General features: G+C 41.0%; 21 protein-coding genes. 10 read left to right on the top strand and 11 right to left on the bottom strand.

Annotated features, from left to right (window positions below; genetic code table 11):
* Nucleotides 1-719: 719 nt before the first annotated feature.
* The 3 genes from ACQZ43_RS03250 to ACQZ43_RS03240 are packed head-to-tail and all read right to left on the bottom strand — an operon-like array spanning nucleotide 720 to nucleotide 4,505.
* A complete protein-coding gene (locus ACQZ43_RS03250; protein ID WP_430614442.1) occupies nucleotides 720-1,904 on the bottom strand; it encodes an MvaI/BcnI family restriction endonuclease in 1,185 nt (394 codons plus the stop codon).
* Between the two features lie 2 nt (nucleotides 1,905-1,906).
* Nucleotides 1,907-4,132 carry a DNA cytosine methyltransferase gene (locus ACQZ43_RS03245; RefSeq protein WP_430614441.1) on the bottom strand — a complete coding sequence of 742 codons (2,226 nt, stop codon included), beginning with the start codon at nucleotides 4,130-4,132 and terminating at the stop codon, nucleotides 1,907-1,909.
* Between the two features lie 31 nt (nucleotides 4,133-4,163).
* The gene (locus ACQZ43_RS03240; protein ID WP_430614440.1) at nucleotides 4,164-4,505 is read right to left on the bottom strand and encodes a hypothetical protein; all 342 of its coding nucleotides are present in this window, start codon (nucleotides 4,503-4,505) and stop codon (nucleotides 4,164-4,166) included.
* A gap of 156 nt (nucleotides 4,506-4,661) precedes the next feature.
* Here ACQZ43_RS03240 and ACQZ43_RS03235 point away from each other — a divergent pair, with 156 nt between their 5' ends.
* A complete protein-coding gene (locus ACQZ43_RS03235) occupies nucleotides 4,662-4,811 on the top strand; it encodes a hypothetical protein (RefSeq protein ID WP_430614439.1) in 150 nt (49 codons plus the stop codon).
* 300 nt (nucleotides 4,812-5,111) lie between these two features.
* Here the strand turns inward: ACQZ43_RS03235 and ACQZ43_RS03230 are convergent, their stop codons facing one another.
* Complete coding sequence (locus ACQZ43_RS03230) at nucleotides 5,112-5,378, bottom strand: hypothetical protein (protein ID WP_430614438.1); 267 nt, start codon at nucleotides 5,376-5,378, stop codon at nucleotides 5,112-5,114.
* A 178-nt stretch (nucleotides 5,379-5,556) separates the two neighbouring features.
* On the opposite strand from ACQZ43_RS03230, the gene ACQZ43_RS03225 reads away from it, so the two are divergent.
* Entirely contained in the window at nucleotides 5,557-5,964 is a 408-nt protein-coding gene (locus tag ACQZ43_RS03225) for a helix-turn-helix domain-containing protein (RefSeq protein WP_430614437.1), read from the top strand.
* 292 nt (nucleotides 5,965-6,256) lie between these two features.
* Here the strand turns inward: ACQZ43_RS03225 and ACQZ43_RS03220 are convergent, their stop codons facing one another.
* A complete protein-coding gene (locus tag ACQZ43_RS03220) occupies nucleotides 6,257-6,757 on the bottom strand; it encodes a hypothetical protein (RefSeq protein ID WP_430614436.1) in 501 nt (166 codons plus the stop codon).
* A 519-nt stretch (nucleotides 6,758-7,276) separates the two neighbouring features.
* Nucleotides 7,277-7,420 (bottom strand): hypothetical protein, encoded by a 144-nt coding sequence (locus ACQZ43_RS03215; protein ID WP_430614435.1) that lies wholly within the window; start codon nucleotides 7,418-7,420, stop codon nucleotides 7,277-7,279.
* 345 nt (nucleotides 7,421-7,765) lie between these two features.
* On the opposite strand from ACQZ43_RS03215, the gene ACQZ43_RS03210 reads away from it, so the two are divergent.
* A complete protein-coding gene (locus tag ACQZ43_RS03210) occupies nucleotides 7,766-7,957 on the top strand; it encodes a hypothetical protein (RefSeq protein ID WP_430614434.1) in 192 nt (63 codons plus the stop codon).
* 328 nt (nucleotides 7,958-8,285) lie between these two features.
* Here the strand turns inward: ACQZ43_RS03210 and ACQZ43_RS03205 are convergent, their stop codons facing one another.
* Nucleotides 8,286-10,742, bottom strand: coding sequence for an FG-GAP-like repeat-containing protein (locus ACQZ43_RS03205; RefSeq protein WP_430614433.1), 2,457 nt, complete (start codon nucleotides 10,740-10,742; stop codon nucleotides 8,286-8,288).
* Nucleotides 10,743-11,183: 441 nt separating this feature from the next.
* Here ACQZ43_RS03205 and ACQZ43_RS03200 point away from each other — a divergent pair, with 441 nt between their 5' ends.
* The 3 genes from ACQZ43_RS03200 to ACQZ43_RS03190 all read left to right on the top strand — a co-directional run bounded on the left by ACQZ43_RS03200 (nucleotide 11,184) and on the right by ACQZ43_RS03190 (nucleotide 13,068).
* Nucleotides 11,184-11,519, top strand: coding sequence for an ArsR/SmtB family transcription factor (locus tag ACQZ43_RS03200; RefSeq protein WP_430614432.1), 336 nt, complete (start codon nucleotides 11,184-11,186; stop codon nucleotides 11,517-11,519).
* A gap of 56 nt (nucleotides 11,520-11,575) precedes the next feature.
* Entirely contained in the window at nucleotides 11,576-12,028 is a 453-nt protein-coding gene (locus ACQZ43_RS03195; RefSeq protein ID WP_430614430.1) for a DUF6428 family protein, read from the top strand.
* A 203-nt stretch (nucleotides 12,029-12,231) separates the two neighbouring features.
* Entirely contained in the window at nucleotides 12,232-13,068 is an 837-nt protein-coding gene (locus tag ACQZ43_RS03190; RefSeq protein ID WP_430614429.1) for a tetratricopeptide repeat protein, read from the top strand.
* A 102-nt stretch (nucleotides 13,069-13,170) separates the two neighbouring features.
* On the opposite strand, the gene ACQZ43_RS03185 is transcribed toward ACQZ43_RS03190, so the two are convergent.
* The gene (locus ACQZ43_RS03185; RefSeq protein WP_430614428.1) at nucleotides 13,171-13,953 is read right to left on the bottom strand and encodes a DUF4292 domain-containing protein; all 783 of its coding nucleotides are present in this window, start codon (nucleotides 13,951-13,953) and stop codon (nucleotides 13,171-13,173) included.
* 77 nt (nucleotides 13,954-14,030) lie between these two features.
* The gene (locus ACQZ43_RS03180) at nucleotides 14,031-14,465 is read right to left on the bottom strand and encodes a hypothetical protein (protein WP_430614427.1); all 435 of its coding nucleotides are present in this window, start codon (nucleotides 14,463-14,465) and stop codon (nucleotides 14,031-14,033) included.
* Between the two features lie 190 nt (nucleotides 14,466-14,655).
* Between ACQZ43_RS03180 and ACQZ43_RS03175 the strand changes: the two genes are divergently transcribed.
* From ACQZ43_RS03175 to acnA, 3 genes are all read left to right on the top strand, one after another.
* The gene (locus ACQZ43_RS03175) at nucleotides 14,656-15,558 is read left to right on the top strand and encodes a hypothetical protein (protein ID WP_430614426.1); all 903 of its coding nucleotides are present in this window, start codon (nucleotides 14,656-14,658) and stop codon (nucleotides 15,556-15,558) included.
* Nucleotides 15,552-16,208 carry an ATP-binding cassette domain-containing protein gene (locus tag ACQZ43_RS03170; RefSeq protein ID WP_430614425.1) on the top strand — a complete coding sequence of 219 codons (657 nt, stop codon included), beginning with the start codon at nucleotides 15,552-15,554 and terminating at the stop codon, nucleotides 16,206-16,208. Before ACQZ43_RS03175 ends, ACQZ43_RS03170 begins: the two co-directional genes overlap by 7 nt.
* A gap of 240 nt (nucleotides 16,209-16,448) precedes the next feature.
* Nucleotides 16,449-19,184 (top strand): aconitate hydratase AcnA, encoded by a 2,736-nt coding sequence (acnA, locus tag ACQZ43_RS03165; RefSeq protein ID WP_430615577.1) that lies wholly within the window; start codon nucleotides 16,449-16,451, stop codon nucleotides 19,182-19,184.
* Between the two features lie 69 nt (nucleotides 19,185-19,253).
* Here the strand turns inward: acnA and ACQZ43_RS03160 are convergent, their stop codons facing one another.
* Entirely contained in the window at nucleotides 19,254-19,910 is a 657-nt protein-coding gene (locus tag ACQZ43_RS03160) for a DNA-binding response regulator (RefSeq protein WP_430614424.1), read from the bottom strand.
* A 243-nt stretch (nucleotides 19,911-20,153) separates the two neighbouring features.
* On the opposite strand from ACQZ43_RS03160, the gene ACQZ43_RS03155 reads away from it, so the two are divergent.
* On the top strand, nucleotides 20,154-22,175 hold the full coding sequence (locus ACQZ43_RS03155) for an ATP-binding protein (protein ID WP_430614423.1): 2,022 nt from the start codon (nucleotides 20,154-20,156) through the stop codon (nucleotides 22,173-22,175).
* On the opposite strand, the gene ACQZ43_RS03150 is transcribed toward ACQZ43_RS03155, so the two are convergent.
* On the bottom strand, nucleotides 22,158-23,474 hold the full coding sequence (locus ACQZ43_RS03150; RefSeq protein ID WP_430614422.1) for a cryptochrome/photolyase family protein: 1,317 nt from the start codon (nucleotides 23,472-23,474) through the stop codon (nucleotides 22,158-22,160). The two genes, ACQZ43_RS03155 and ACQZ43_RS03150, sit on opposite strands and share 18 nt — an antisense overlap.
* Nucleotides 23,475-23,513: the final 39 nt, after the last annotated feature.

The following is a 23,513-nucleotide window of genomic DNA, read 5'->3' as shown; positions in this document are numbered from 1 at the left end:
AAAAGGAGATGACACAGTTTGTGTTACACTCCCTATTGGGAAACCTGAAGATCTGGGAACCCTGACAAAGTTCTTTAAGATTTGGCATTTAAAAGAGGTTTTGATTATCGTTATTAGTCACTTTATTATTCATCCTAAAAAATTATACTTTATGGAAATAGCAAAAACTGTAATTGTACATCTTACTATAGGGTTTATCCTAACTTTTTTAAGCGTAAACTTTATGTGGATTGGCGGAGGCGTTGGCATTGCAGGCGGGTCGGTCAACTAACCAAAAATCTATGCCAAGTATTAAATATTATATGTTGGGAACTGGTTCGATGCCAGTGCCCCGCCACATTTGAAAGTCATCTGTTTTTAATAGATGGCTTTTTTATTTAAAAATGAATACTTTATTATAGTAAAAAAATGACCCCTCGGGTAACAAGGGCTTGGCGCAATGGCGGGTTAAGGCTAAAATTTGAAGTTTCGGCTTTCTATTCCGAAAAAAGCTAATTATATTGACTTTTTTCTTAAAATTATTCAATATATTGGCTTTTGCTTACTGTGTCGCTAAATTGAAACTTATCGCTTCAATTTTCGCCATTGGCGCCAAGCTTCGAACCGTTAAAAGAAGCCCCTTAACGGCAACATATTAAAACACATTTGGTTTTCCAATCGCACAAATCCGACAAACGATAGCCAAAAGAACTTCAATTCTTCTAACGCTTACTCCAACCCTACTTCGACAACAAATCGTATGACTGACTTGGAGGAAACAACATACTCAAAGCGTTTGGCTTAATCTTAAATATTGGACCTTTTTCGACAACTTTACCGACTTGAGTTCGCTTTATCAAATGGTCAAGTGTAATAATTCCTTGTTCCAATAAAATATCAAACTGGGACACAATTGGTTTTTTCGTATGTTCGACCGACTTGTATATAAAATGTTCTTTATTGTCAATTATAAAAGTATCCGTTGCAACCCAAAAGGTTTCGTTGTGTTTTTCAAGCAAACGTTTATGCAATGTTTCCAACCCCCAAACAACGAAATCACCAACTGAAGCTTTCTCAGAGTTTTCAATTAGTTGACGAACATCGGTATCCAATTTCAACTTTAAACCTTGTGAATTACGGACTATTGCAGAAACTGTACAATACAATTTAAAATCATCACCACGATTATATCCGAACTCATCCAATATTTCCGCACAACTTTTAAACTTACTGGCTGACCAATCTGGAACTTGTGCAAATAAATTCTTTCGGTTACCTCTTTTATCACGAAAAGCTTTCAGCTCAATGCCTTTATAATCTGGTTGTTTTGACGAATTAATGTTAATTCCTAAAAGTGTTTCAAGAGTTCTACCAATTGCCGTATCGGCTTGCAACATTGCAGGAATTGCTCCTTGCAAACTAATTTTTCTTAATAAAATCAATAATTCGTCAGCCACTTCTCTTGACAAAGAATTAATTTCATTTACCAATTCTTTCAGAGGATTATTAGCAATTCCGTAAATCAAACTTTCAAAATCGAGTTGTGTAACATTGACAACATACAAATCATTTTCATAAGAAATAATCCCTAAAATATCATTTGCTTTTGAGTAAACTCCTAAACCTTTAAACCAAATTCTTGGGTCACCTTTTTTAGTATTTGGTCGGTACAGCGAAGCAATCGATTGTATCAATCCGTCAGGACTAACTAAATATGAATTGACTTGTATTTTGCTTTCTTGACCTTGATTTTGAAGCTCGTAATCGTGAATATTTTTATCTTTCAAATATGCCCGAACAGAACCAGTCGCATCCATAATAGATTTCTCAAGACCTGTTCCTGTTGGCTCAATCAATGTGACTTCAACCGATTTTTCCGTTAAAAGTTTTATTCTTTCTATTTCTACTTTGGTTAATTGCCTCATCTTTAATCAATATTTTTTAATATTTCTAAAGCGACCGCTCTTGCCATTAAAGGAGGAACAGCATTACCAACCAAAGTAAATTGAGGGACTTCAAATTTTCTTTTATTTCCGCCAGTAGAGCGCTTTCCTTGAAAAACAAAACTATCATCAAAAGACTGCAAACGAGCCATTTCACGAACAGTCAAAGCCCTTGGACTTGAATAGTGTACATAATCATCAGGAATAGTCATAATAGTAGAACTTTGCCCTTCTGCTTTTAAAACATTATAATTTCTTTTTTCAGAAGATAGTCCTAATTTTTTTAATTCTTCCTTTGCTTCATTATAGTTCCCTGCATTAAGAATAACATTCAATCGTTTTACAACATCATCATTTTGTTTACTCGTTTTATGATTTTGCAATGGTGCGACAACATGTGTCAATACATTTTCCAACTCTTCAGAATTCCGAACGTAAAAAGGATTTTTAGCATTCGAAAAACGTCCAAGCAATCTTCCTTGCTTTGACCATTCTGCATAAGTCAATCCACTTTTAGTATTTGGTTTTCCATCGAGAGAACGCTTTTTTAACAAGGCTTCCATTTGCTCGGTCGTTCCATTATATTTTACTTTCAAATTAATGTTTTCATAATTATATTTCTCATCATCATTTCCGATGAAATCTAAATCATACAAAGCTTCAAAAACGGTTACTTTTTCATTTTTAGAAACGGTAGCAGGAACTGTTTTAATCAATTTCTGGTCTTTTCTACAACCAATAAATAAAACTCTTTCTCGATTTTGTGGAACGCCATAATCAGAAGCCAAAGCCACAAAAGGCTGGTCGATATTATATAAGCGAATGTGTGTAAGAATTTCATATAATTTTTCATCACTTTTTTGTGTTTTAGCAATTTCAGTCAAACCTTGAACACATTCATCAAAAGAATAATTATAAATTTCGAGAGCAAGAATAATATTCGAAATTTCACTTTTGAAAACTGTTGACGGATTTAGTCTTTGAAAGGCATTATGTATCTCTTCAATAATATTATTCGGTTCAATAGACACTAAAAAATCATCAAATTTTGGAGCGAAGAAGTCATTATCTAAATCGTTATGATTTTTCTCTTGAATAACTTTTTTTCTAATGTATGCCAGTTCTTTTGCTCTTTTTAGCATATTAAATCCGTGACGAATAGTTGCAAAATTTATATCGGTTTTGCTCGTTTTGTAGTCCGCTATTTTTGGGGCGAGAATTCGAAATTTATTTTCAATATTTTGAATGTAGCTTTCTCGATTTGTCTCTAATTCTTTGTCAACAGCTTTTTCAAAATTTAATCTTTGTAAATAACAATCGAGTATAAATTGATTTTCTGGACTTGACTTTTTGAGATTGGCAACAAAATGAATCAGCTGAGAAAACTCTTTTAAATCAATAATAGAGCGGATTTCTTGCAAAATCATTTCTTTGATTTTTCCTCCCTCTTTTGTTAAAATTCCTTTCACATTTTCCATTACGAAATACTTTGGACGCAGCATTTTTATCACGTTCAGATAGTGAGCGAACAAATCATCTTTTTTATCAAACTTTTTTCGTTTTCCTGCCAAGCTAAAACTTTGACAAGGAGGTCCACCACAAACAACATCGATTGTTTGACCTTTTACTTTCTTCAAAAGATTATCAATAAAATCAGGCTCGGTAATGTCTTGACGCAAAAACTCTGCATCCATTCCCAATTGATAATTGTAACGAGCTAAATGTGTCAACTCACAATTTTCGTTGATGTCACTTCCTAAACGAAAATCGTAATATTTATTTCCGTGTTCTGCTTGTAAAAAACCTTCACTAAAACCACCTGCACCAGCAAATAAATCCAAAAATTTTATCTTCTGCATTGTTTCGTATTCTGAAGCATCTTCGCAAACCATTGACACATCTGTATTTTGTTTACGACTATTGACCAGCGACGAAATTTTTTCTTTAACTTTTACATCAGTAAACTGACTATGTGGAGCAGATGCAAAATGTTTTTCCACTTCTTGTTTTAAAAAGGCAAGAAATTTATTAATACTCTTATGCAAATATTCAGTTTCCTTGACGTTTTGATTTTTGGTATCCCAATCTTTTCTCATCACCTTTTCACCTGTGGAAACCTTAACTTGAACATCTTTTTGCCTTAAAACCAAATGAATTGGAAAGTGCTTTGACTTATCAGCCTTATCTAAATAAAATTTAACATTTACCATATTGCGGACATTTTTACGGACACGGACAAATTTACGGACAAATTTCAAATAGACAACAAAAATTTATATTATTTAATGCCAATGCTAAAGCAAGCGCATTTGCAATTCGTACAAGCCAACCGTAAAATGCTAAAATTGCGAAAGAGCTTACTTTCCAACGCTCAACGTAGTAACCGAAAAAGGGTACGCCTATAACATCGGTTTGGCAAAAGTGGTGGATTCGTGCTTTGTATGAAGCTTTTTTGTAAGTTTGAAATTTGTTCTTTGATTGACCATTTGTGCTAAAATCGCCACCTTCGTCAGGCCCAGGCACGTTAGTGGTAAGTATTAGGATATAGCGAAAAAGGGGATGTTCATAAAAAATTATCGACATTAATTCTTTCTGTTTTAGCTTTAGATGAAACGATGTCGTAATAAGTTAATGCTTATATTTAATGTTTTAACTAAATATAAGGATAACACTTTATAAAAAACGGCAGGACTAGCAACCAGTATAGAGGATCAAATACAAAAACTTATTGATCGAGGTATGGAATTAGATATACCAAAAGAGAAAATAGAAGAAATTTTATTGGACATTGGTTTTTGTATAAGTATTTTATCGTCTTTCGACAGTTCGTCAATGGTATCGATTAAACTGCCTTCCGTAAGTGTTTTAAAAAATATTTTGCCTTTGTAAAAAAGTTCTCCTTCATTTTTAGAAAGGTTGTAATCGCCTTTTTTTAAGCGTGTTATCGTGGTTTTTGACAAACCAAAAGACAAAAGAAAATCATAAATAAAATTTTCTTTATCAAAATGGGTTGCTATATCTTGTAAGCGTTGCTGTATTTCGGTTTTTCATGTTTTTTTTAAAGGGAAATGTTGTTGTAAAGATAGGGAACTTATAAAAGATTATTTTTTAAATAAAGCTTTGTAAGAATCTTCACAATTAGAATCTTAATCTAAGGCTCTTAAACTATTTAAATCAGGGTTCTGTGCTTCATTCAAATATTGCATGATTACAAAACGTTACAATTATATTAAACGTTACAAATACTTCCTTCCTCCAAGACGACTCTTGTAATTTGACTTTCCTATTGTTATTTATGTCTTTATTCAGCACGACAATAATTTGAGGGATAGGAGAAAATGGATGACTTACTGAAAAGATTAAATCTATATTCTCATTGCGAATTTCTTCCAACAGCTTTTCTTGAACGACAAGGGGGAGTGTTTGTAATTCATTGATTTTTAATGGATCTTTCATAGTTCGACAATGTTTTGGTTATTAATACTGTCAAAGGTTGTTAAGGAATTAAGAGTTTCAAACTAATTTTACTTGTTTAATTCAATTGAAAATTAGTATCTTACACTACTGAAGAAAGTTAGTTTCTAGGTTTAAGAAAATCTCTTTAGTATATTTGTAAACATCAAACAATCACGTCATGACAACAGCCACTCAGAAACATATAGGAAGAAATATTAGTAGAATAAGAGAGATAAAAGGGATGAAGCAAATAACTTTAGCTGAGCTTTTAGGTGTTAGTCAGCAACAAGTATCTATTATAGAAAACAGTGAATCTGTTGAAGAGTCAAAGTTAGAAAAAATTGCGGAATTGTTAGAAGTGCCTGTGGAGGCAATTAAAGAGTATTCGGATGATAAAGTCATGAATATTATTACCAATAATACGTTTCAAGATGAATCTTCTGCAATCAAGAATTTGTATAATCCGACTTTCAATCCCTTAGATAAATTAATAGAATCACATGAAGAAAATAAAAAACTATATGAGCGTTTATTAGAAGCGGAAAAGGAAAAAGTAGCTTATTTGAAAATGGTTATTAAAAAATAAAAAGAGCCCTGTTAGGATTGGGATATAGGTATATAATTAAATAATAATTGTATTTTTGTACTGTAATAGTGTCCCATTAGTCATTTGCATTCGTGGTGCACTTAAAAAAAATAAACAGCCTCAGATAATTTCTGAGGCTTTTTTTATGCTGTTTGTTTATCTATATTATTCATTTTACTGTTCAATATTTATAAGACGCTTTATTTATTCAAATTCCCAATCTAAATAAGCATCAAACAGCAATCACTTGATTTTAAGCATTTTGATTTATATGCTATTTAGATAGTACTTACTACTCACAATTCCCCTTGCAGTCATCAGCTTGTTGATAATCTTCTGCTGTAAAGATGTAATGTTCATTGATATTACTATAAATAAAGGTGTTTAATAAGTTTCTCGGATCACAAGGGACTTCTCTGCCAAAATCATCTTCACACGTGTTTTTAACTACACTGGTATAACGTTGTAGAAAAAACACCGTCTTTTTTTGATTGTTATAAATAACTTCCATTGCATTTGGAGAGCCTTCGTCCTGCCTGAAAAACTCAACAAAATCATATTCAGATGATGGACGATAACGTTTTGCTCTCTTTTCGATTGTTTGTCCATTATCCAGATTGATATACCTTATTAATGAAACTTGACCGTCTGCACTAAGAGTATATAGTTTTAGTTGAATGGGAACGCCACTTTGGTTTTCCACTATGTATTGATAGTTTATGGGGTCACCTTCGCAACTCATTAATAGTGTTGTTGTAAAGAAGATAAATACGATATTAATATATTTTTCCATAAAAACTTTGATTAACCAGTTTGCAAATAATTCAGCTAAATAAATGAAGTGGGGTTTGTGTGTTGACTTCTAACCATCCATTCCAATGGGGTGCCCCTTGTAATTACTGTTGTGGTGAGCGGGCGACTCACTCTGTCAATAGGGTATTCTGCTCCATTTTCTGCTCTTTGATTAAAATCATCGATCATATCTATACCAGAAGAAATATAATATTTTTCAACAATAAAAGGATTTTCATTTGATTTGTAATCAAGAAAATCAAATTCAGTTTTATCTTGATAGACTATCGCTTCATTATTTGGTTTTTCTCATCCCGCTAAGGCAATAATAAACAGCATCGTTTATAGTTGTTTTTTCTTCTCTAGTAGGCTAACAAGTGTTAAATATATAGTAGGCTAACAAGTGTTAAATATAAATAAAATAGTAATGCAAATTTTTTTATTAACACTGTTTTGATTTCGATAGATTTTATCTTTAACCTTGTTTTTTATACTTTTTCTCGACTGACCTCAATATGCTTTATTTCCCATTTTCCTCACTTCCATTAACATACTGTAAGGCTTGTCCCATAGAAGGAGCAAAATAAATAAGCTGAAAAATATGATCGATTAATTCGGGAGAAAAAGCCTCATTTCCTTTAGCGATTCCATGACCTTGCAGCATTTGGTTTTGAGGGAAGCCTATACTCCACGTGAAATCATCGTTCAGTTTGACATTCCTTCTTTGAAAAAAGCAATTGAAATTGTGAAAAACATATTTGACACTATCCAAAAAATCTATCTAAGTAGTTAAAAATGACTTGGGTCAGAAAAAGACCAAGTCATTTTTTTTATATTTATATTTTATACAGTTTTGAAATCGATTGATCGCATTTCAGAGGAGTTTTTAAATAGTTTCAAACTGTAGAAGAACTCCATGACGTGCTAAAAGACCTGCAAAAGCGAGGAATTGAAAAAAAGCTAGATGCTCATTAGACTATAAAAGCCTGGTCTTTGTCAACAAACCATTATGGGTAATAAGACCATTAAAGCCGGTTATAGGGCGAGTGAAATTCAAGTTTCTAGGGGCGGTGACGCGAGTTTTAACCCTATGCTTATCCCTGAGCAAAAAAAGGTAGAGGGTCGCGAAAACGTTGTTGATTGCCTTTCTGCAAAGGGAATGGGTGCTTCGAATATTGAAGAACAAATAGGAGGTTTATAATTTTGATGTTTCTCAATCCAATTTTCCCGTATAGGGATAGTGCCAATAAGACATTTATTGAAAAGATATTCAAACTAAACAATGCGCGGAATGTACCATGGAAATGATGGGTCACTTGAGCTCATTCGTTATTTAATAAACCGACGTTTTTGCACGCATTGTGCAAAACGATATATTTTGCAGGTATAGCGCAAACCAACACAAAACCACAATTTAATAATATCCAATTCGACTTCCCGGATTCCTCGTTTGTTTAAACAAAAAAGCCCTGAGTTTTTTAGGCTCAGGACTGTGGAGTTTCTCCGAGGTATTCCGTTGGAATGGGGAGTTAGTTTTTGATTATTTTAATCGTTTTTTGTGCCGAGTTCGAAGTGATTCGAACGCTATAGGTTCCCGCGGGAATTTCGGACAAGTCGATGTGCGTTTGTTTGTCGGAAGTGCTCTTTTCCAGGAGGCGTTGTCCGAGCATATTAAACACCTGTATACGGGTAATTTCCGAGTCCGAGTCGATATGTAGCACATCCGTTACCGGATTGGGATAGTACTGTAGGGCGCTGGTATTAAAATCGCGTATGCCGAGTGTAAACTGTATAGTGATTTCGATTTCGTCGTATTTGCTTGGATCTTTTACAGAGTTGGCGCGTACGCGTATCGTACCGTTGGTAATAGCGGTAACCAGTCCGTTTTGGTCGACGGTGGCCAATGACTGTCCTTGGATAACGGACCATGTAACCCCTTGATTAACTTCTTGCGGACTAATCATCGCGTACAGTTGGAGGGTTCCGTTGGGAAGCGTAATCTCCGGATCTTGGTGATTGGCGGTGGTTACGAACACGTTTTCTACTGCTACCGCAGCGGTAATACTCAGGGTATAATCCGCAATTTGCCCGTAATAGGCGTCGGTACAAGCATCGAAGTCACCCGCTTCATAAATGTTCCATTGGTCTTTGACGATTCGCATACGCGTTTGTCCCTCTAGGGCATTTTGTGGAATGCTCAGGCTGATCGTCGCTTCAACGAAATCCGTTCCACTCGAGGGCATTAGCGACACGCTGTAGTATTCACTATGCATGTCAAACACCGTGTCCTGATTCCAGTCGATAAACACGCGGATGTCATTTTCGAAATTTCCAGCCGTATTTCCCTTTACGGTGAGGGTGTAGGTTTCCCCGCGTTCAACATGGGCGATTAAGGCTGTAAAATCTTCGTAGGCAGGACTTCCATTTATGGTGGGGGAGCTCGTGTTTTCGAGGTCCGCCAAGCGGACTAAGGTAATGGGTTCCACCTCGTAATCTACGGTTACCCTACAGTAAGGGTCGGTAGGAGCGCTGCTGTGTATCAGTACTTCGAGTTCTGCGTATTTGGAAGCATCTACGGCGGAAGTAGCGCGTGCGTTTACCGTTCCGCTGGCCGTAGCGGTAATGCGTCCACTTTGATTGATCGTTGCCAGGTCACTGCCGGATTCGATCGTCCAAATAACGGTTTGTACGGCATTGTTGGGATTCACGACAGCGGTCAATTGCAGGCTGCCGTTTTCCGTGGAAATTTCCGGTTCCACATCGTTTTCCGTGCTGATGGCGACGCTTTCGATGGCCTGATTTTCCCGATTGGTATTGAGGTATAAGGCGGTTAATGCACGGTCTCCGGTATAGCCCATGGTTATGAGGTCAGGCAGGCCGTCGATGTTGTAGTCGAGCCATTGGGCCTTACTCATGTTTAAGGCTTGGACGGCCGCGGCACTGGCGAGGTCTTCAACAAAATCGCCGCTTCCATCGTTTTTGTAAAAGAGCGTGAGGTTTTGACCCTGTGCCCCGGTACCCATGGAGAAGATGTCAAGGTGGCCGTCGTTGTTGTAATCTACTAGGGAAGATGATCCCGTATAGGTACCGGAAAAATTGTGGGGCGACGGTGTAAAGTTGCCGTTGCCGTCGTTGAGGTAGAGGCTTAGGCTGGCCGCATAGGCGGTATTCATACCGGATACCAGTACATCTATGCTGCCATCGCCGTCAAAGTCCTTGGCGTCTACAGACGAAAAGTACACGCCAGCAATACCGCTGTCGTGGGCTTCAAAAATGCCGTTGCCGCGATTGAGATACAGCGTGGCACTGGGTTTGTACGCGGTGTCGAATCCGGTGACTAAGATGTCTACAAGTCCGTCTCCATCGGCATCAAAAAGGGATGAGGCACTGAAATAAGTACCGGTTAAGGCGTTGTCGGATTCGCTAAAGTTTCCCTCAGCATCCTGAAAATAGATTTTGGAGATATAAGTCGATCCGCTGTTGCCGTTGACAAACAAATCGGGCAAGCCATCGCCGTTGAGGTCGGCGATTTTTAACGATCCAAAATTGGCCGCTGCGATACCGGTATTGTCTTTTCGGACAAAAGTGTTGTCGCCGTTGTTGTAGTAAATTTCAAATACGGCTTCCACCGGGCTACTACCGTCGTTTTTGGTACCCATAATGGCGAAATCCTCAAAGCCATCGCCGTTGAGGTCGCCCGTAGCTATGGAGGAATACATGATTGAAGTAAAGAGCTGTTCCAAGGGCGTATACCGCCCTAGTTCGTTCTGATAGAGCGCGGTATGTCCGGTTTGGTAACCGAGGAGGGCTCCGGAAATAATCAGTCCGGGATAGCCGCTGTTGTCGAGGGCAATCGCGGCGCAGTCGCCGTAAAAGGCTCCTTCGAGCTCGGTTTCGGAAGCTCGGGTAAACTGTTGCGCACGGACTTGGTGATTCCATCCAAGCAGGGCAATCAGCAGTAAAATAGCGTAGTTTAATTTTTTCATTCTTTGGTTTTTAGTTAGACTTCTTCATATCTGGAGATAAAAATTATTTCCCACTACAAATATACATTTATTTAGACTAGATAAAAATAGATAAATTTGTTTTTGTGTATTTTTGGTTGTTTACCTTCAAATAATAGGGGATAATGATTTATTTGGGATGATTTTTGTTGATTATAAATGTGGAATATAATTTTATTGCAGGCTGTGACGGATAGCCCTGCCGGATAGTTGTTGCCAAAACTTTTAAAGCTATGGTAGCGTTCGTTAATCGCTGAAATGGACCTGTTAAGGGTGCTGCTGCGCGTAGCAGTTTCGTGCTGTGTCGAAATCACGGTCGTTATTGCGGCATCCAGGATTGGTAATTACAAAAAAGACTCTTTTTGCTTGACTATTCTTTTTTGTTATCGTAATATTGCGATATGAAATTTAACCAATAGGGAAATGGGAATCACGAAATCGGAACTCTTTAGTCAAAAGAAGAACAGCCTGGCGGATATGTTTAAGGTATTGGCGCATCCGGCGCGTCTGGCGATACTGCAACACATCATAGACGAAAGAGCTTGTATTTGCGGCGATTTAGTCGTTGAATTGGGCTTGGCGCAAGCGACGGTTTCCCAACATTTAAAGGAACTAAAGAATTGCGGACTCCTCAAGGGCACCGTGGAGGGCAAGTCGATTTGCTACTGCATCGACCCGGAGGTGTGGCAAGAGTTTTACAGGGCTTTTGGTCAGTTTTTCAATCGAGATGTTAGCGCGGGCAACAGCGATTGCTGCTAGCGTTTTTTTATAAATCAATATCGCAATATTACGATGTGTAATTAAATCAGTATACTATGAAATTATCAGAAGTAAAAAAGGCCTTAGCGGGTTTGGAGCGGGTGGATTTTCAGTTTGAAGACGGCAGTTTTGTCAAGGAGCACTTTCACGTAACCGAAGTGGGACAAATCACCAAGGCGTATATCGACTGTGGCGGCGTGATTCGACGCGAGAAAAAAGTGGGTTTTCAGCTTTGGGATGCCAATGATTTTGACCACCGTTTAAAGGCGGGGAAACTGCTGGGTATTATTCAGCGCTCGGAGAAGGAACTCGATATCGAAGATGCCGACATAGAAGTGGAGGTACAGGGTACTAAGACCATAGGAAAGTACCACTTGCAATTTAACGGCAGCCATTTTTTATTGATTCCTACGATCACCGCTTGTTTGGCCGAGGACGCTTGTGGTGTTGCACCACAGCCAAAAGCAAAGCAAGGCAATAGTTTATCGGCCAATTCAAGCTGCTGCTAGCTGCTGCTCTGGAGCTACTTGATTGAAATACGCTTAAACGACTTTTGCTACGAGGTTATATTCTAGAATATAGCAGTCGTTCTTAGGAGCGCATTTTTAAGGTACTATGTATTGAAATTAGCTAAATTTGATGTATTTTTACTTGCTTAAGTAGGTATAATCCTGATTTATAGCTAATTTAACTATTTTAAAATGGCAGATTTATGAAAAGATTTTTTTTATTGTGGATTTTGTTTGTGGCCACTACAACGCTTTTTGCTCAAACCGTTGCGCAGGATTTGAGCGTGCAAGGGGTTGCGGCTCTGAAAAATGATGACCCGGAACAAGCGTTTAAGCTTTTTGATGAATCGATAAAATTAGAACCGAATTCTCATAAAATGTACTTCAACAGAGGGATGGCGTATCTCGGCCAAAAGAAATATAAACCAGCAATCAGCGACTTTACCAAAGCTATAGGTAAAGGAGGCGATTTGAACGTTCTATTCATGAGAGCGAATGCCTATTTTGCAGCGGGTGATTTTACAAAAGCAATTGCTGATTTTACCCTTATTTCAGAACGCAATATCGAGTATCCATCGGTGTTTTTCGGTAGAGCGAAAGCGTATATGGCGGAGGGAAAATTCAAAGAAGCAAAGGATGATTTGCAAGTACAATTAAAAATGGAACCGAATAACTTGGAGTATTTAAGTACTATGGTACAGGTGAATAGTACATTGAAACTATATGACGAGGCCCTGGTGAATTTTGAAGATATTTTGGCAGAATATTCCAAAATACCTCAAGCATATATGATTTACTATGACCGTTCGAAGATTTTTGAAGCGACGGGAGAATTTGAAAAAGCGCTTTCCGATTTATCAAAATCTATAGGTTTAAAAGGTGACTTTAATTTAGCGATTTTCAGTCGGGCAGTCATCCACTTGAAGATGGGCAATGAGAATTTAGCCTGTGATGATTTAAAAAAAGCAATGGAATTGGACGTTGAATTCGATTACACTGTTTTAGAAGACTACAACAATTTAAAGCAACATTGCCCATAGTAATTAAACAATAAATTACTTTGTTTTTTAGATGCTGTGTTTTTACCACCGCAAACAGCTAATGAGCATTTTCTGCTCCGTTTAATTTGGAGCAATAGGCTATTAATTCAATGCGGAGTTTAAGAGTTTATAATCGTCCGGGACTTTGTATTTTATCGACAGCGCCTCGTTGAACGTCACCTTGTCGTAACTGATTTTAACCTGAGTCGTTTTTTCGAGTGCGGCGTTGATATTGATACCGGTAGGCAACACGTAATTGTTCACTTTTTGATATTTGGGGTAGGAAATGGTCACCTTGTGATCGCTTTGTGGACTGGTGATTTCTTCTTTCTTTAACAGGGTGCTTTTGTCTTCAAAAAAATAGGTCGACTGCACCGTCGTTTTATCCACGGGACTCAGTTTGTGTAAGCCTCCTTGTATGCTCGCGGTCATATCGTCACCGGCTTCGCTGTCCAAAACCTGTCCCAAAAGGATGTTTTGCAGGTGATTGTAAGTGATGTCTTTGCCCAATAGTCGACTGAGGAGTCCGAAATCGCCTTCGGCATACCCGCGATTGAGCTTTTCGTAATAGCGCACCTGATCGGGCGTAATCAGTGCCTTGGCAACAGAAATTCCCTTGTATCGGATGTTGATATAGATTTGTTTGTCTTTCTCGATTTGTATTTCTATAGTCGCTTTTTCGCTCTGACTTTCAGAGGCGTAATTGGCGTTTCCCTTGATAAAAACCGTTTCAAATGCCTGGGCGTTTTTGCTGTGTTCGTTTAAAATAACCAAGCTGGTTTTGGATTTGCGCGCCAGTGCTTCATCGAGTAAAAAAGTGTTTTTAGCCCCTTTACATCCAGCCAATAGTAAGCTGATGCTCAGTATATAGAATAATTTGTTCATGAATATTGGCGTTAAATCTAATTTGAACCCCAAGATAGTTAAAAAAACCTTCAAAATAAACCGAAAAGCGTGCCGCCCTACTCTTCGGGCTTAAGGAGCTGTACGCTGTCTCGTTCCGGAGTTAGGTTTTGCATGATGTAGTCGTATACCTCCAGCCATTTTACCGCTATGGAATTCGAATACCGCCTGGAAAACAATTCGAGTAAATCCGAGCGCACGATATCGACCAAGCAATGGTAAAAAGTCATGCGCCCCTCCTGTTCATCGTTCTGCAGTTCCAAAACCGCCACAAAATACCCCAAACCAAAGACAAAAGTACTTCCTTCAGCCTCACTGAGCAACAAACTGATCTTGACGTCGATGTTAAATGCATCACCGAGAATTTTTCGGTTGTAATTGATTTTTTGAATATCCGTGGCCCAGCCATAGCTTTGGTTTTCGGATATATAATCGACTAAAAAAGTGTATTTGTCCGATAGGGGCGGCTGTATGATGAGGTAGCGTTTAGGCATAGAAATACGGTTCTTACTAGTAAAGGGTTTATGTTGACTTGAAAAGGGGTGTAGAAGATTTCTTATGTAGGGGAAAGATAAAAAAAAAGTGTGAAAATACCGCAGGTCCATTAAAAAAGGGTTTAATTTGACCGTTGTTAAGGTACTGCTTTTGACGGGCTTGCCACAAAACAACGGAATCGCACTATAGATGTATAAGAACTTGATGTATTTGGCAACCGTTCGCTTTCGGAAAATCTTTTCCAAGGGCGATTATATGGCTATGGGCTTGACGTTGCTGGCGTATGCACTAGTGGCGTATGTGATTTTTACTAATTTTGAGGCACTCAAATACTACTGCGTGGTTTTTGTGTTGGAGGTGGTCTTGTACCATTGGAACAGAACCGACATGGAACTGTTAAAGCTGAAGAGGGGATATAAAGGGCTCCTCTTTTTAGAATACGGATTTTACACGCTGCCGATTTACGCAGTGCTGCTCTTAAAGGGCGAATGGTTGGCGGCATTGGCGGTGGCCGTTTTTATTTTCGGCCTTATCAGCCTTCCCAAAAGAAGCTTTAAAACCCTGCGTTCTCCGTTTCGAATGACCGATCCATTTTGGACCATGTCGTTTCGCAAATACAAATTGTTTTTCGCCCTACCCTTTTGTGTAGGGGGTATTTATTTGGCCAAGCGCTATGAAAACGAACAACTTATCTTGGGAGTCTTGCTGTTGATAACACTGTTGGGGTGTATTCCCAGTTTCCAAAGAGAGCGGGAAGAAGAGGTGAAGCGATCGGTAGGGGATGCTAAAAGTTATTTGCGCATTCAGGTATATACCCAGGTTATTCATATTGGTTTTTTCTTAATTCCCTTGGCATTAACCCTGCTGCTATTCTCTTTTTGGAGTTGGTTGTACCTCTTGCTCTTGCCCTTGTGTGCTGTGGTGCTCAACGTCATCTTGAAATATGTGTTTTTTCACAACCCCTTGCTGCAACAACTCTTTTGGGTGTTTTTTATAAGCTTGTCCATGACTACCTTTGGACTGCCATTAATTGCCCTGCCTTTTCTCTATCAAAAAGCTATTAACAACCTTCGAGTTCTAAAACCATGCTAAACATCCAGATTATCGAAAAGAATTACGGTGCTGATCGGGTGCTGGAAAACATCGACCTACAGTTGAATCAGCCGGGAATCTATGGACTCGTCGGAAAAAACGGACAGGGAAAAACCACTCTGTTTCGCTGTGTGCTTGGGTTGGAGAAATACGCGGGCAAGTGCTTGCTCAACGGTCGAGAAACGAATTTGCAAAACCTCGCTTGGTGTCCGGCAGAACCGCCTGTTTACGACGAGCTGACCGCAGGGGAATTCACCGATTTTTACGCCCACCTCTTAGGTGTGGAAAAGGAAACTGAACAAGGACTGTTCCCAGTGCCCATGGATAAGCTGATCAAGGAGTTTTCTACGGGTATGAAGAAGAAGGTATACCTCAATGCCGTTTTTCAAAAGGAGTATGCCGTTTATCTCTTAGACGAGCCCTTTAATGGATTGGATTTGGAGTCCAATTATCTATTGATGCAACAATTGTTGGAAATCGCCCAAAGCAGCATTATCATCATCTCTTCACACATCATCGATATTTTATACGCACACTGTCAGCAGATCTTTGTTATACAGGATAAAAAACTCACCACATTTGAACCGCAGACCTATGCTGAAATCCAACAACTGCTCTTCGGCAATGGAGCAGCGGTACGAGAACGATAGCGGTATCTGAGGTCGTAGTCCTTAGTGTGTTAAGCTTCTTTTACTGGCGAGACTGCGGCCGTTTAAGTAGCATTTTTTGCCTTGGAGCAAATTCCTTTATAAAAGCCGAGTTTTTAGGCGGACTATATTGTTGTTTTTTGAAATTCAAGGTCGTTTCCTAAAGCTTTTCACAATAATTTTAAAATATAAGGCATTGATCGACTTTGTTTTGTAAATTAGGGGGAACAAAAAAACGAACAAATTATGGATTACAAAATAGCTTCTTTACGGAAACTGCAAGAAGAGGGAAAACCGATTTCAAAATTGCCCTTTTCCATACGGATTTTATTGGAAAATGTCTTGAGAAATCACGATGGTTTCGTGGTTACAGATGAACATCTAGATACGCTGATATATTGGGACCCTAAGGGAACCGATAAAGATATTCCCTTTAAACCCGCTCGAGTGTTGATGCAAGACTTTACCGGTGTTCCCGCTGTGGTCGACATGGCGTCTTTGCGCGACGAATTTATTAGAAAAGGCAAGGATGGAAATAAAATCAATCCGGCCATACCGGTGGATTTGGTAATCGACCACTCGGTTCAAGTAGATTTCTTCGGTACGGATTACTCCTATGAGAAAAACGTCGAAAAGGAATACGAGAGAAACTCCGAGCGCTACGAATTGCTCAAATGGGGACAACAAGGCATGAATAACTTTACCGTGGTACCGCCGGGGATGGGAATTTGCCATCAGGTAAACCTGGAGTATTTGGCTCAGGGCGTGATTAAAAGAGACGGCTGGGCATTTCCGGATACCTTGGTCGGAACGGATTCACACACCCCTATGGTAAACGGTATCGGGGTTATTGCATGGGGAGTAGGTGGTATTGAAGCCGAGGCCGCCATGTTGGGTCAGCCTATTTACTTTACCTGTCCGGAAGTGGTGGGTTTAAAACTCACCGGAAAAATTCCGCAGGGATCCACGGCTACGGATATGGTTTTGACCATTACCAAATTGCTGCGCGATCACGGCGTTGTCGGAAAGTTTGTGGAGGTATTTGGCGAGGGACTCGATCACTTATCCGTAACGGATCGGGCAACCATTTCCAATATGTCGCCGGAGTTTGGGTGTACGGTAACGTATTTTCCCATCGACAACCAAACCCTAAACTATATGCGCAAAACCAATCGCTCCGAAGAGCAGGTTCAATTGGTGGAAACGTATTGCAAGGAAAACTTGTTGTGGCGTGTAGACGAGGATAAAATTGAGTACTCACATGTACTGGAATTAAACCTGGATACGCTTATACCTACTATTGCGGGACCAAAGCGTCCGCAAGACAAGATATATGTAAAGGATTTGGCCCAGACTTTTTCCCAATTGTTGGAAGAAGAGCACAACCGAACCTATGTATCGGTAAAAGAGCGGCGCGAGCATACCTGGCTGGAAGAAGGTGGTTCGGGTACGGAATTCCGCTTTGAGGACAATCCGATTCCATCGCGAGCTACGGATATAGAGGTCGCCTCCGATACCCTGCGCTCGGTGCGTATCAAATTAAAGAACAAGGAATATATATTAAGCGATGGTAGCATTGTCATAGCGGCGATTACCAGTTGTACCAATACGTCGAATCCCGATGTGATGATTGGCGCCGGATTGGTGGCTCGAAAGGCTATTGAACGGGGCTTGCGCACCAAGTCGTGGGTCAAAACCAGTTTGGCACCGGGTTCCAAGGTGGTCACCAAGTATTTGGAGCGTTCGGGCTTGTCCGAAGATTTGGAAGCCCTGCGCTTTCACACCGTGGGCTATGGCTGTACTTCCTGTATTGGAAACAGCGGTCCTTTACCTCCGCATATAGCCGAGGCCGTAGATAAGGAAGACTTAGTCGTGGCTTCGGTATTGTCGGGCAATAGAAACTTCGAAGCTCGGGTACACTCACAGGTCAAGATGAACTTTCTGATGTCGCCGATGTTGGTCGTAGCCTATGCCTTAGTGGGACGGGTGGATATCGACCTGATCAACGATCCTTTGGACTACGATCCAAATGGAGAACCGGTTTATCTGCGCGATATTTGGCCAACGCAAGAAGAGATCAACGAAGTGATCAGTACCGCGATGAAGAAAGAGGATTTCGATGAGGTTTACGGCGTTATTTTCGAGGGAGAGCAAGATTGGAAGGATTTAGCGGCTCCGTTAGGGCAGAAATTCGAGTGGAATCCCAATTCGACCTATGTTCGCGAAGCACCGTTTTTTGAAAACATCTCCGAGGAGGTATTGCCGACAACGGATATTATTAAAGCACGGGTGTTGTTGTACTTAGGGGATTCGGTAACCACCGACCACATTTCGCCAGCGGGTTCGTTTAACCAAGAATCGGCAGCGGGTAAATACCTGATGTCACAGGGTGTGGAACCCCGTGATTTTAACTCCTATGGATCGCGACGTGGAAATCACGAGGTCATGATGCGCGGTACCTTTGCCAACGTGCGTATCAAAAATAAAATCGCGCAACGCGAAGGAGGCTATAGCACCTATCTGCCAACGGGCGAATCGTTGACTGTTTTTGAAACGGCGGCGAAATACCAAGCAGACGGAACGCCTTTAGTCATTTTTGCAGGTAAGGAATACGGAAGTGGGTCTTCGCGAGATTGGGCGGCCAAAGGAACCTTCCTCTTAGGAGTAAAGGCCGTGATATCCGAGAGTTTTGAACGGATACACCGCAGTAACTTGGTCGGTATGGGCGTGGCTCCTTTGGAGTTCATCAAGCCGGATACCGCACCTTCGTTGGGATTAGACGGAACCGAAACCATCACGATTACCGGACTGGCAGCCGACTTAAAACCGCATAAGCGCATCAAAGTTATGGCAGAGAAAAAATCGGGTGAGAAAATCGAGTTTGAAGTGCTGGCGCGCTTTGATTCGGCGATCGAAATTGAATACTATAAAAACGGAGGTATTCTCCAATACGTTTTACGCGATTATCTAAAGAGATAAGGGCGTAAGATCATAGTGATAACTGGGAACTTGCCATCGATATTCGATAGCGGGTTTCCAGTTTTTATTTTAGACAAACCCCTGTTTAAAAGCCTCCTGAATGAGGCAGTTGGTGTCGGATACGCTAAAGGCTTCTTTCATTTTGTTGATTCGTTTCTTCAGCGTTGCGGGTGCTAGTGGAATCAACAGGTGTAGGTCGTTGAGCTTGTTTCCCTTGGAGAGGTACAACAAGATTAATCGGTTGTTGTCGTCGAGCATCAATTCTTTCTTCCAGATTTCCTGACTGCATTTTTTTACCGTTTCACTCTGAACCTGTTTGCCCTCTAAGATGTCGTTTAGCAAGAGCGGTAAGTTATGAGGGGTAATGTCGTTTTTGACGATTAAGGCATGAGGACGGGTGTTTTTAATGATGTCGTAAATGATGATGATCTCGGTATGTGCCGTGATAATCGCAATTTTACAGTCGGGTAAAATTTCCATGATATGACGCGCTAAATACGTGCCGTCTTTAAGGTTTTTTTCTTCAAAGGGCGGCAAGCCCAAATCGATTACGGCCAAATCAAAAGGCAGCTGGCGCTCGATGGATTTGTGAATCAGGTGATAGGCGGATTCGCAGTCGTAGGCCTTGGAAAAAATCGTGTTGTTCTGAAAAAAAGGGTGTTTCGAAAGGGAAAAATGATAGCCTTCAACAGTCAAAGGGTGGTCATCTACAATTAGGATATTCATGTTTCTATTTTGAATGGTATTATACAATCGGCAGACTTAATTGTAAAAGAAGTCTTTTGACACCATAAAGGTAGTTATATTAATATGGAATTCACTTTAAAACAAAAGTTATTTGTCGGTTGGGGTTTGGCCGCTTTTTTCGGGTGCAGCTGGGGTTTGCAAGGCGGTTATAGCGCTCTTTTTATTCGGTTTATTTTGCCGATGCCCATTTGGGGGTTAATGTTTACTTTTGTCCTAGAATGAATGGATACAGCAGTTATGAATTTTAGATATTATTTATTGGGCGTTTTTGTCTTATTGGCCTTGAGCATCTCTTGTGACCGCGGGGTCAAGGAGCGCACAATCGACAGTAAGGTTTTGAGCACAATTGACTTTAGCAACCTAGATGCTGCGGCTAAGGAGGGGGTGCTAGACAGTTTGTATCGCGGAGCCATGGAGGAGGAAAACAGCTGTACCGCTCGTGTTTACCTGCTGGAGTTGGCCACGAAGTTCGACAAAAACGAAAAGGAGCAACGCCTTTTAAAGCTGTTGAACCGCGTGAGAACCTATTCCAAAGAAGCGTCGGACTCGTTGAGCTTGGCGCGCAGTTTTGAATTTCTAGGAGGTTATTACGAAAATAAGCTGCAGTTTGACAGCACTTATTTCTTTTACCAACAGGCGGGAAAATGGTACCGCAGCCTAAACGACTCGGTTAAAATTGGGGAGATGGCGTTGGGAAAGGCGTCTATTTTATACGACTTTGGCTTTTATACCGAAGCAGAAGTAGAGACTATTCGCGTGCTGCGCTATGTGAACAGAGCGCAGAATCCCATGATGATTTACGAGAGTTATCAGCTGTTGGGCTTGGTTTTATGCGAACTGAAATCCTTTGAAGAATCCCTGAATTATTACCGACTAACCCAAAACGAACTGCAGCTAATGCAAGATGAAGGGGTGTTTAATCAAGAGGATTGGGAGCTGGCTTATGGAGCCCTATACAATAATTTCGGCGGCTTGTACGAGGTCAATACCGACTATGAGCAGGCCATCGCCTACTATCAGATGGGATTGGACATCGTGGGTGACAACGAGGAATATCCAGCGCTTTATTCGGCCTTGCTCAACAATATGCATTTCTCTCGGATGAAGAACAACGATACCATAGGCGTATTGCCCCAACTGAAAAAAGCCGAGGCGATACGACTAAATTCCGGTTCGACTCAAGAGGTTGTCGTTAGTAAGCTGACTATCGGTCAATACTATCACAAAACCGGACAGACCGAAGCGGCTTTAAAATACTTTCACGATGCCTACGATTTGGCCGTGGCTTTTAACAGCGATTACGATCAGAAGGAAGCGCTGCGCTTTTTGGCGGAGCACGACGCGAGCAACAAGGCGCGCTTTGCCGTAGAATACGTGAGAATACTCGATAACATACAGGTCACGGAACGCTTAGCGCGAAATAAGTTTGCGCGTATCGCCTACGAAACCGAGGAGATGATCAACAAGAACGAATTGCTAAAAGAGCGCAATAGACGCATTACTCTGATCGCGGCTTTGGTGGTTGGGGTATTGATGTTTTTGCTGGTAATCTTGCGTTTGCGCTCGCGAAACAAGCAATTGTTGTTGATGCAAAAGCAACAAGATGCCAATCAACAGATTTATCAATTGGTGATCGAACAGCAGTTTAAAACGCAAAATGCCAAGTTGGACGAGCGAAACCGCATCGCAAAAGAGCTGCACGACGGTATTGTCAACCGCATTTTTACCACGCGATTTAACCTGATGCAACTCGAAACAACGGCCGAGGCAAATAAGGAACTCTTGGTACAAGAGCTGTGTAAGGCCGAAGAGGAAGTCCGTGCGATTTCGCACAAATTGGTCAGTCAGCAGTTCTTAAAGGACCAGACCTTTGAGGAGGTGGTCAAAAAACTGCTCGAATTGCAGCAGAATGAATTTGGAACTCGGTTTGAATTGTCTGTCGACCGCGGTATCGTCTGGGAATCGATTCCGACCGCGGTTAAAATGCACCTGTACCGCATACTGCAAGAGGCCTTGCAAAATGTTAACAAGTATTCGCACGCGAAAAACTGCAGCATTTGGATTCTCAAAGTGCAAGATAAAATCAAGCTGCGCATTTCCGACGACGGTATCGGCTTTGACACTCAAAAGACCAAGCGCGGTTTGGGTTTAAAAAACCTAGCCGAACGGGTGGGGGAAATTCAGGGCGAATTTGTTTTGGAAAGCGCAGAAGGCGAGGGCACGCTCCTAGAAATCGTCTTTTAAGGCTGTTTTATAAGCCGTTAGCGCGCGTTCTCTGGCAAAGCGATGGTCTACTATGGGCAAGGGATAGTCGGTGGTATTCCACTCGGGCAGCCACTTTTGAACATAGCGGTTTTCGGCGTCGAATTTGTCCCATTGTGCCTGCGGGTTAAAGACGCGAAAGTAGGGTGCAGCATCGCAGCCCGTGCCTGCGGCCCATTGCCAGTTGCCGTTGTTGGCAGCCAAGTCGTAATCCAGCAATTTTTGTGCGAAATAAGCCTCGCCCCAACGCCAATCGATCAGCAGGTGTTTGGTCAAAAAACTCGCTACCACCATGCGAACGCGGTTGTGCATGCTGCCGGTTTGGTTGAGCTGACGCATGCCCGCATCGACCAAGGGATAACCCGTTTGCCCCAAGCACCACTTTTCAAAATCCCCTTCGTCATTTCGCCACTTTATGGCGTCGTACTTCACTTTAAAACTGCCGTTTACCACTCGGGGGAAGTGGAATAAAATCTGCATAAAAAATCCGCGCCAAATAAGGGCCTTAAGCCAGGTGGCATTGGCGGTAACGGCCAAGGCAACAGCAGCGCGTACCGAAATCGTACCAAAGCGCAGGGCAATGCCCAAATGGGAGGTGGCCTCTAAATGCGGAAATTCGCGGAGGCGGTCAAATTGGGTGATGTCGACGTTTTGCAAATCGGGTTTGCTATAAACGGTGGCGGTTTGCTCCAAGCCCAAATCGGACAATGGGGGAATAGCTAGGGCCGGCCATTTTAAGAAATGGGCCTGTAGGGAATGCGAATCGTAGGCTTGGTAGTTCGTCGGTTGCAGCTTTTCCAACCACTTTTTGGAATAGGGGGTAAAAACCGTATAAGGCGTGTGGTCTGCTTTGAGTATCTCATTGGCCTCAAAGATAACCTGGTCCTTGTAGTTTTTAAAGGCGATTTGTCGGTCCGACAAAAATTGTCGAACGGCAGCATCTCGCGCTAGCGCAGCGGGTTCATAATCGGTATTGCAATACACCTCTTGGACGTCGTATTCCCGCGTGAGTTGGTCAAAACACTTCAGTACCTGCTGGTGAAAAAAGCGAATGCCCGTTTGCTGAAGTTGCAGTTCGCGGTGTAGGTCGGCTAAGGCTTGATGAAAGTAATCGACTCTGCGGTCTTGCTTTTCTTCGAATTGCTCGAGGATTTCCGGATCAAAGATAAAAACCGGCAGCAGGGGGAAACCCGATTGCAGGGCGCGGTACAAGCCGTGATTGTCTTCCAAGCGCAGGTCTCTTCTAAACCAAAAAACACTGATTTTTTCCCTTTCTTTCATTTGTCGAAAGTAGTATTTTCTGCGGAAATGACCTAATGA

It is taken from the genome of Flavobacterium sp. JP2137, assembly GCF_050562195.1.
In the GTDB taxonomy this organism is placed as follows: domain Bacteria; phylum Bacteroidota; class Bacteroidia; order Flavobacteriales; family Flavobacteriaceae; genus Flavobacterium.
Note: the sequence above shows the minus strand (reverse complement) of the source record. Positions and strands in the feature narration are given on the sequence as shown.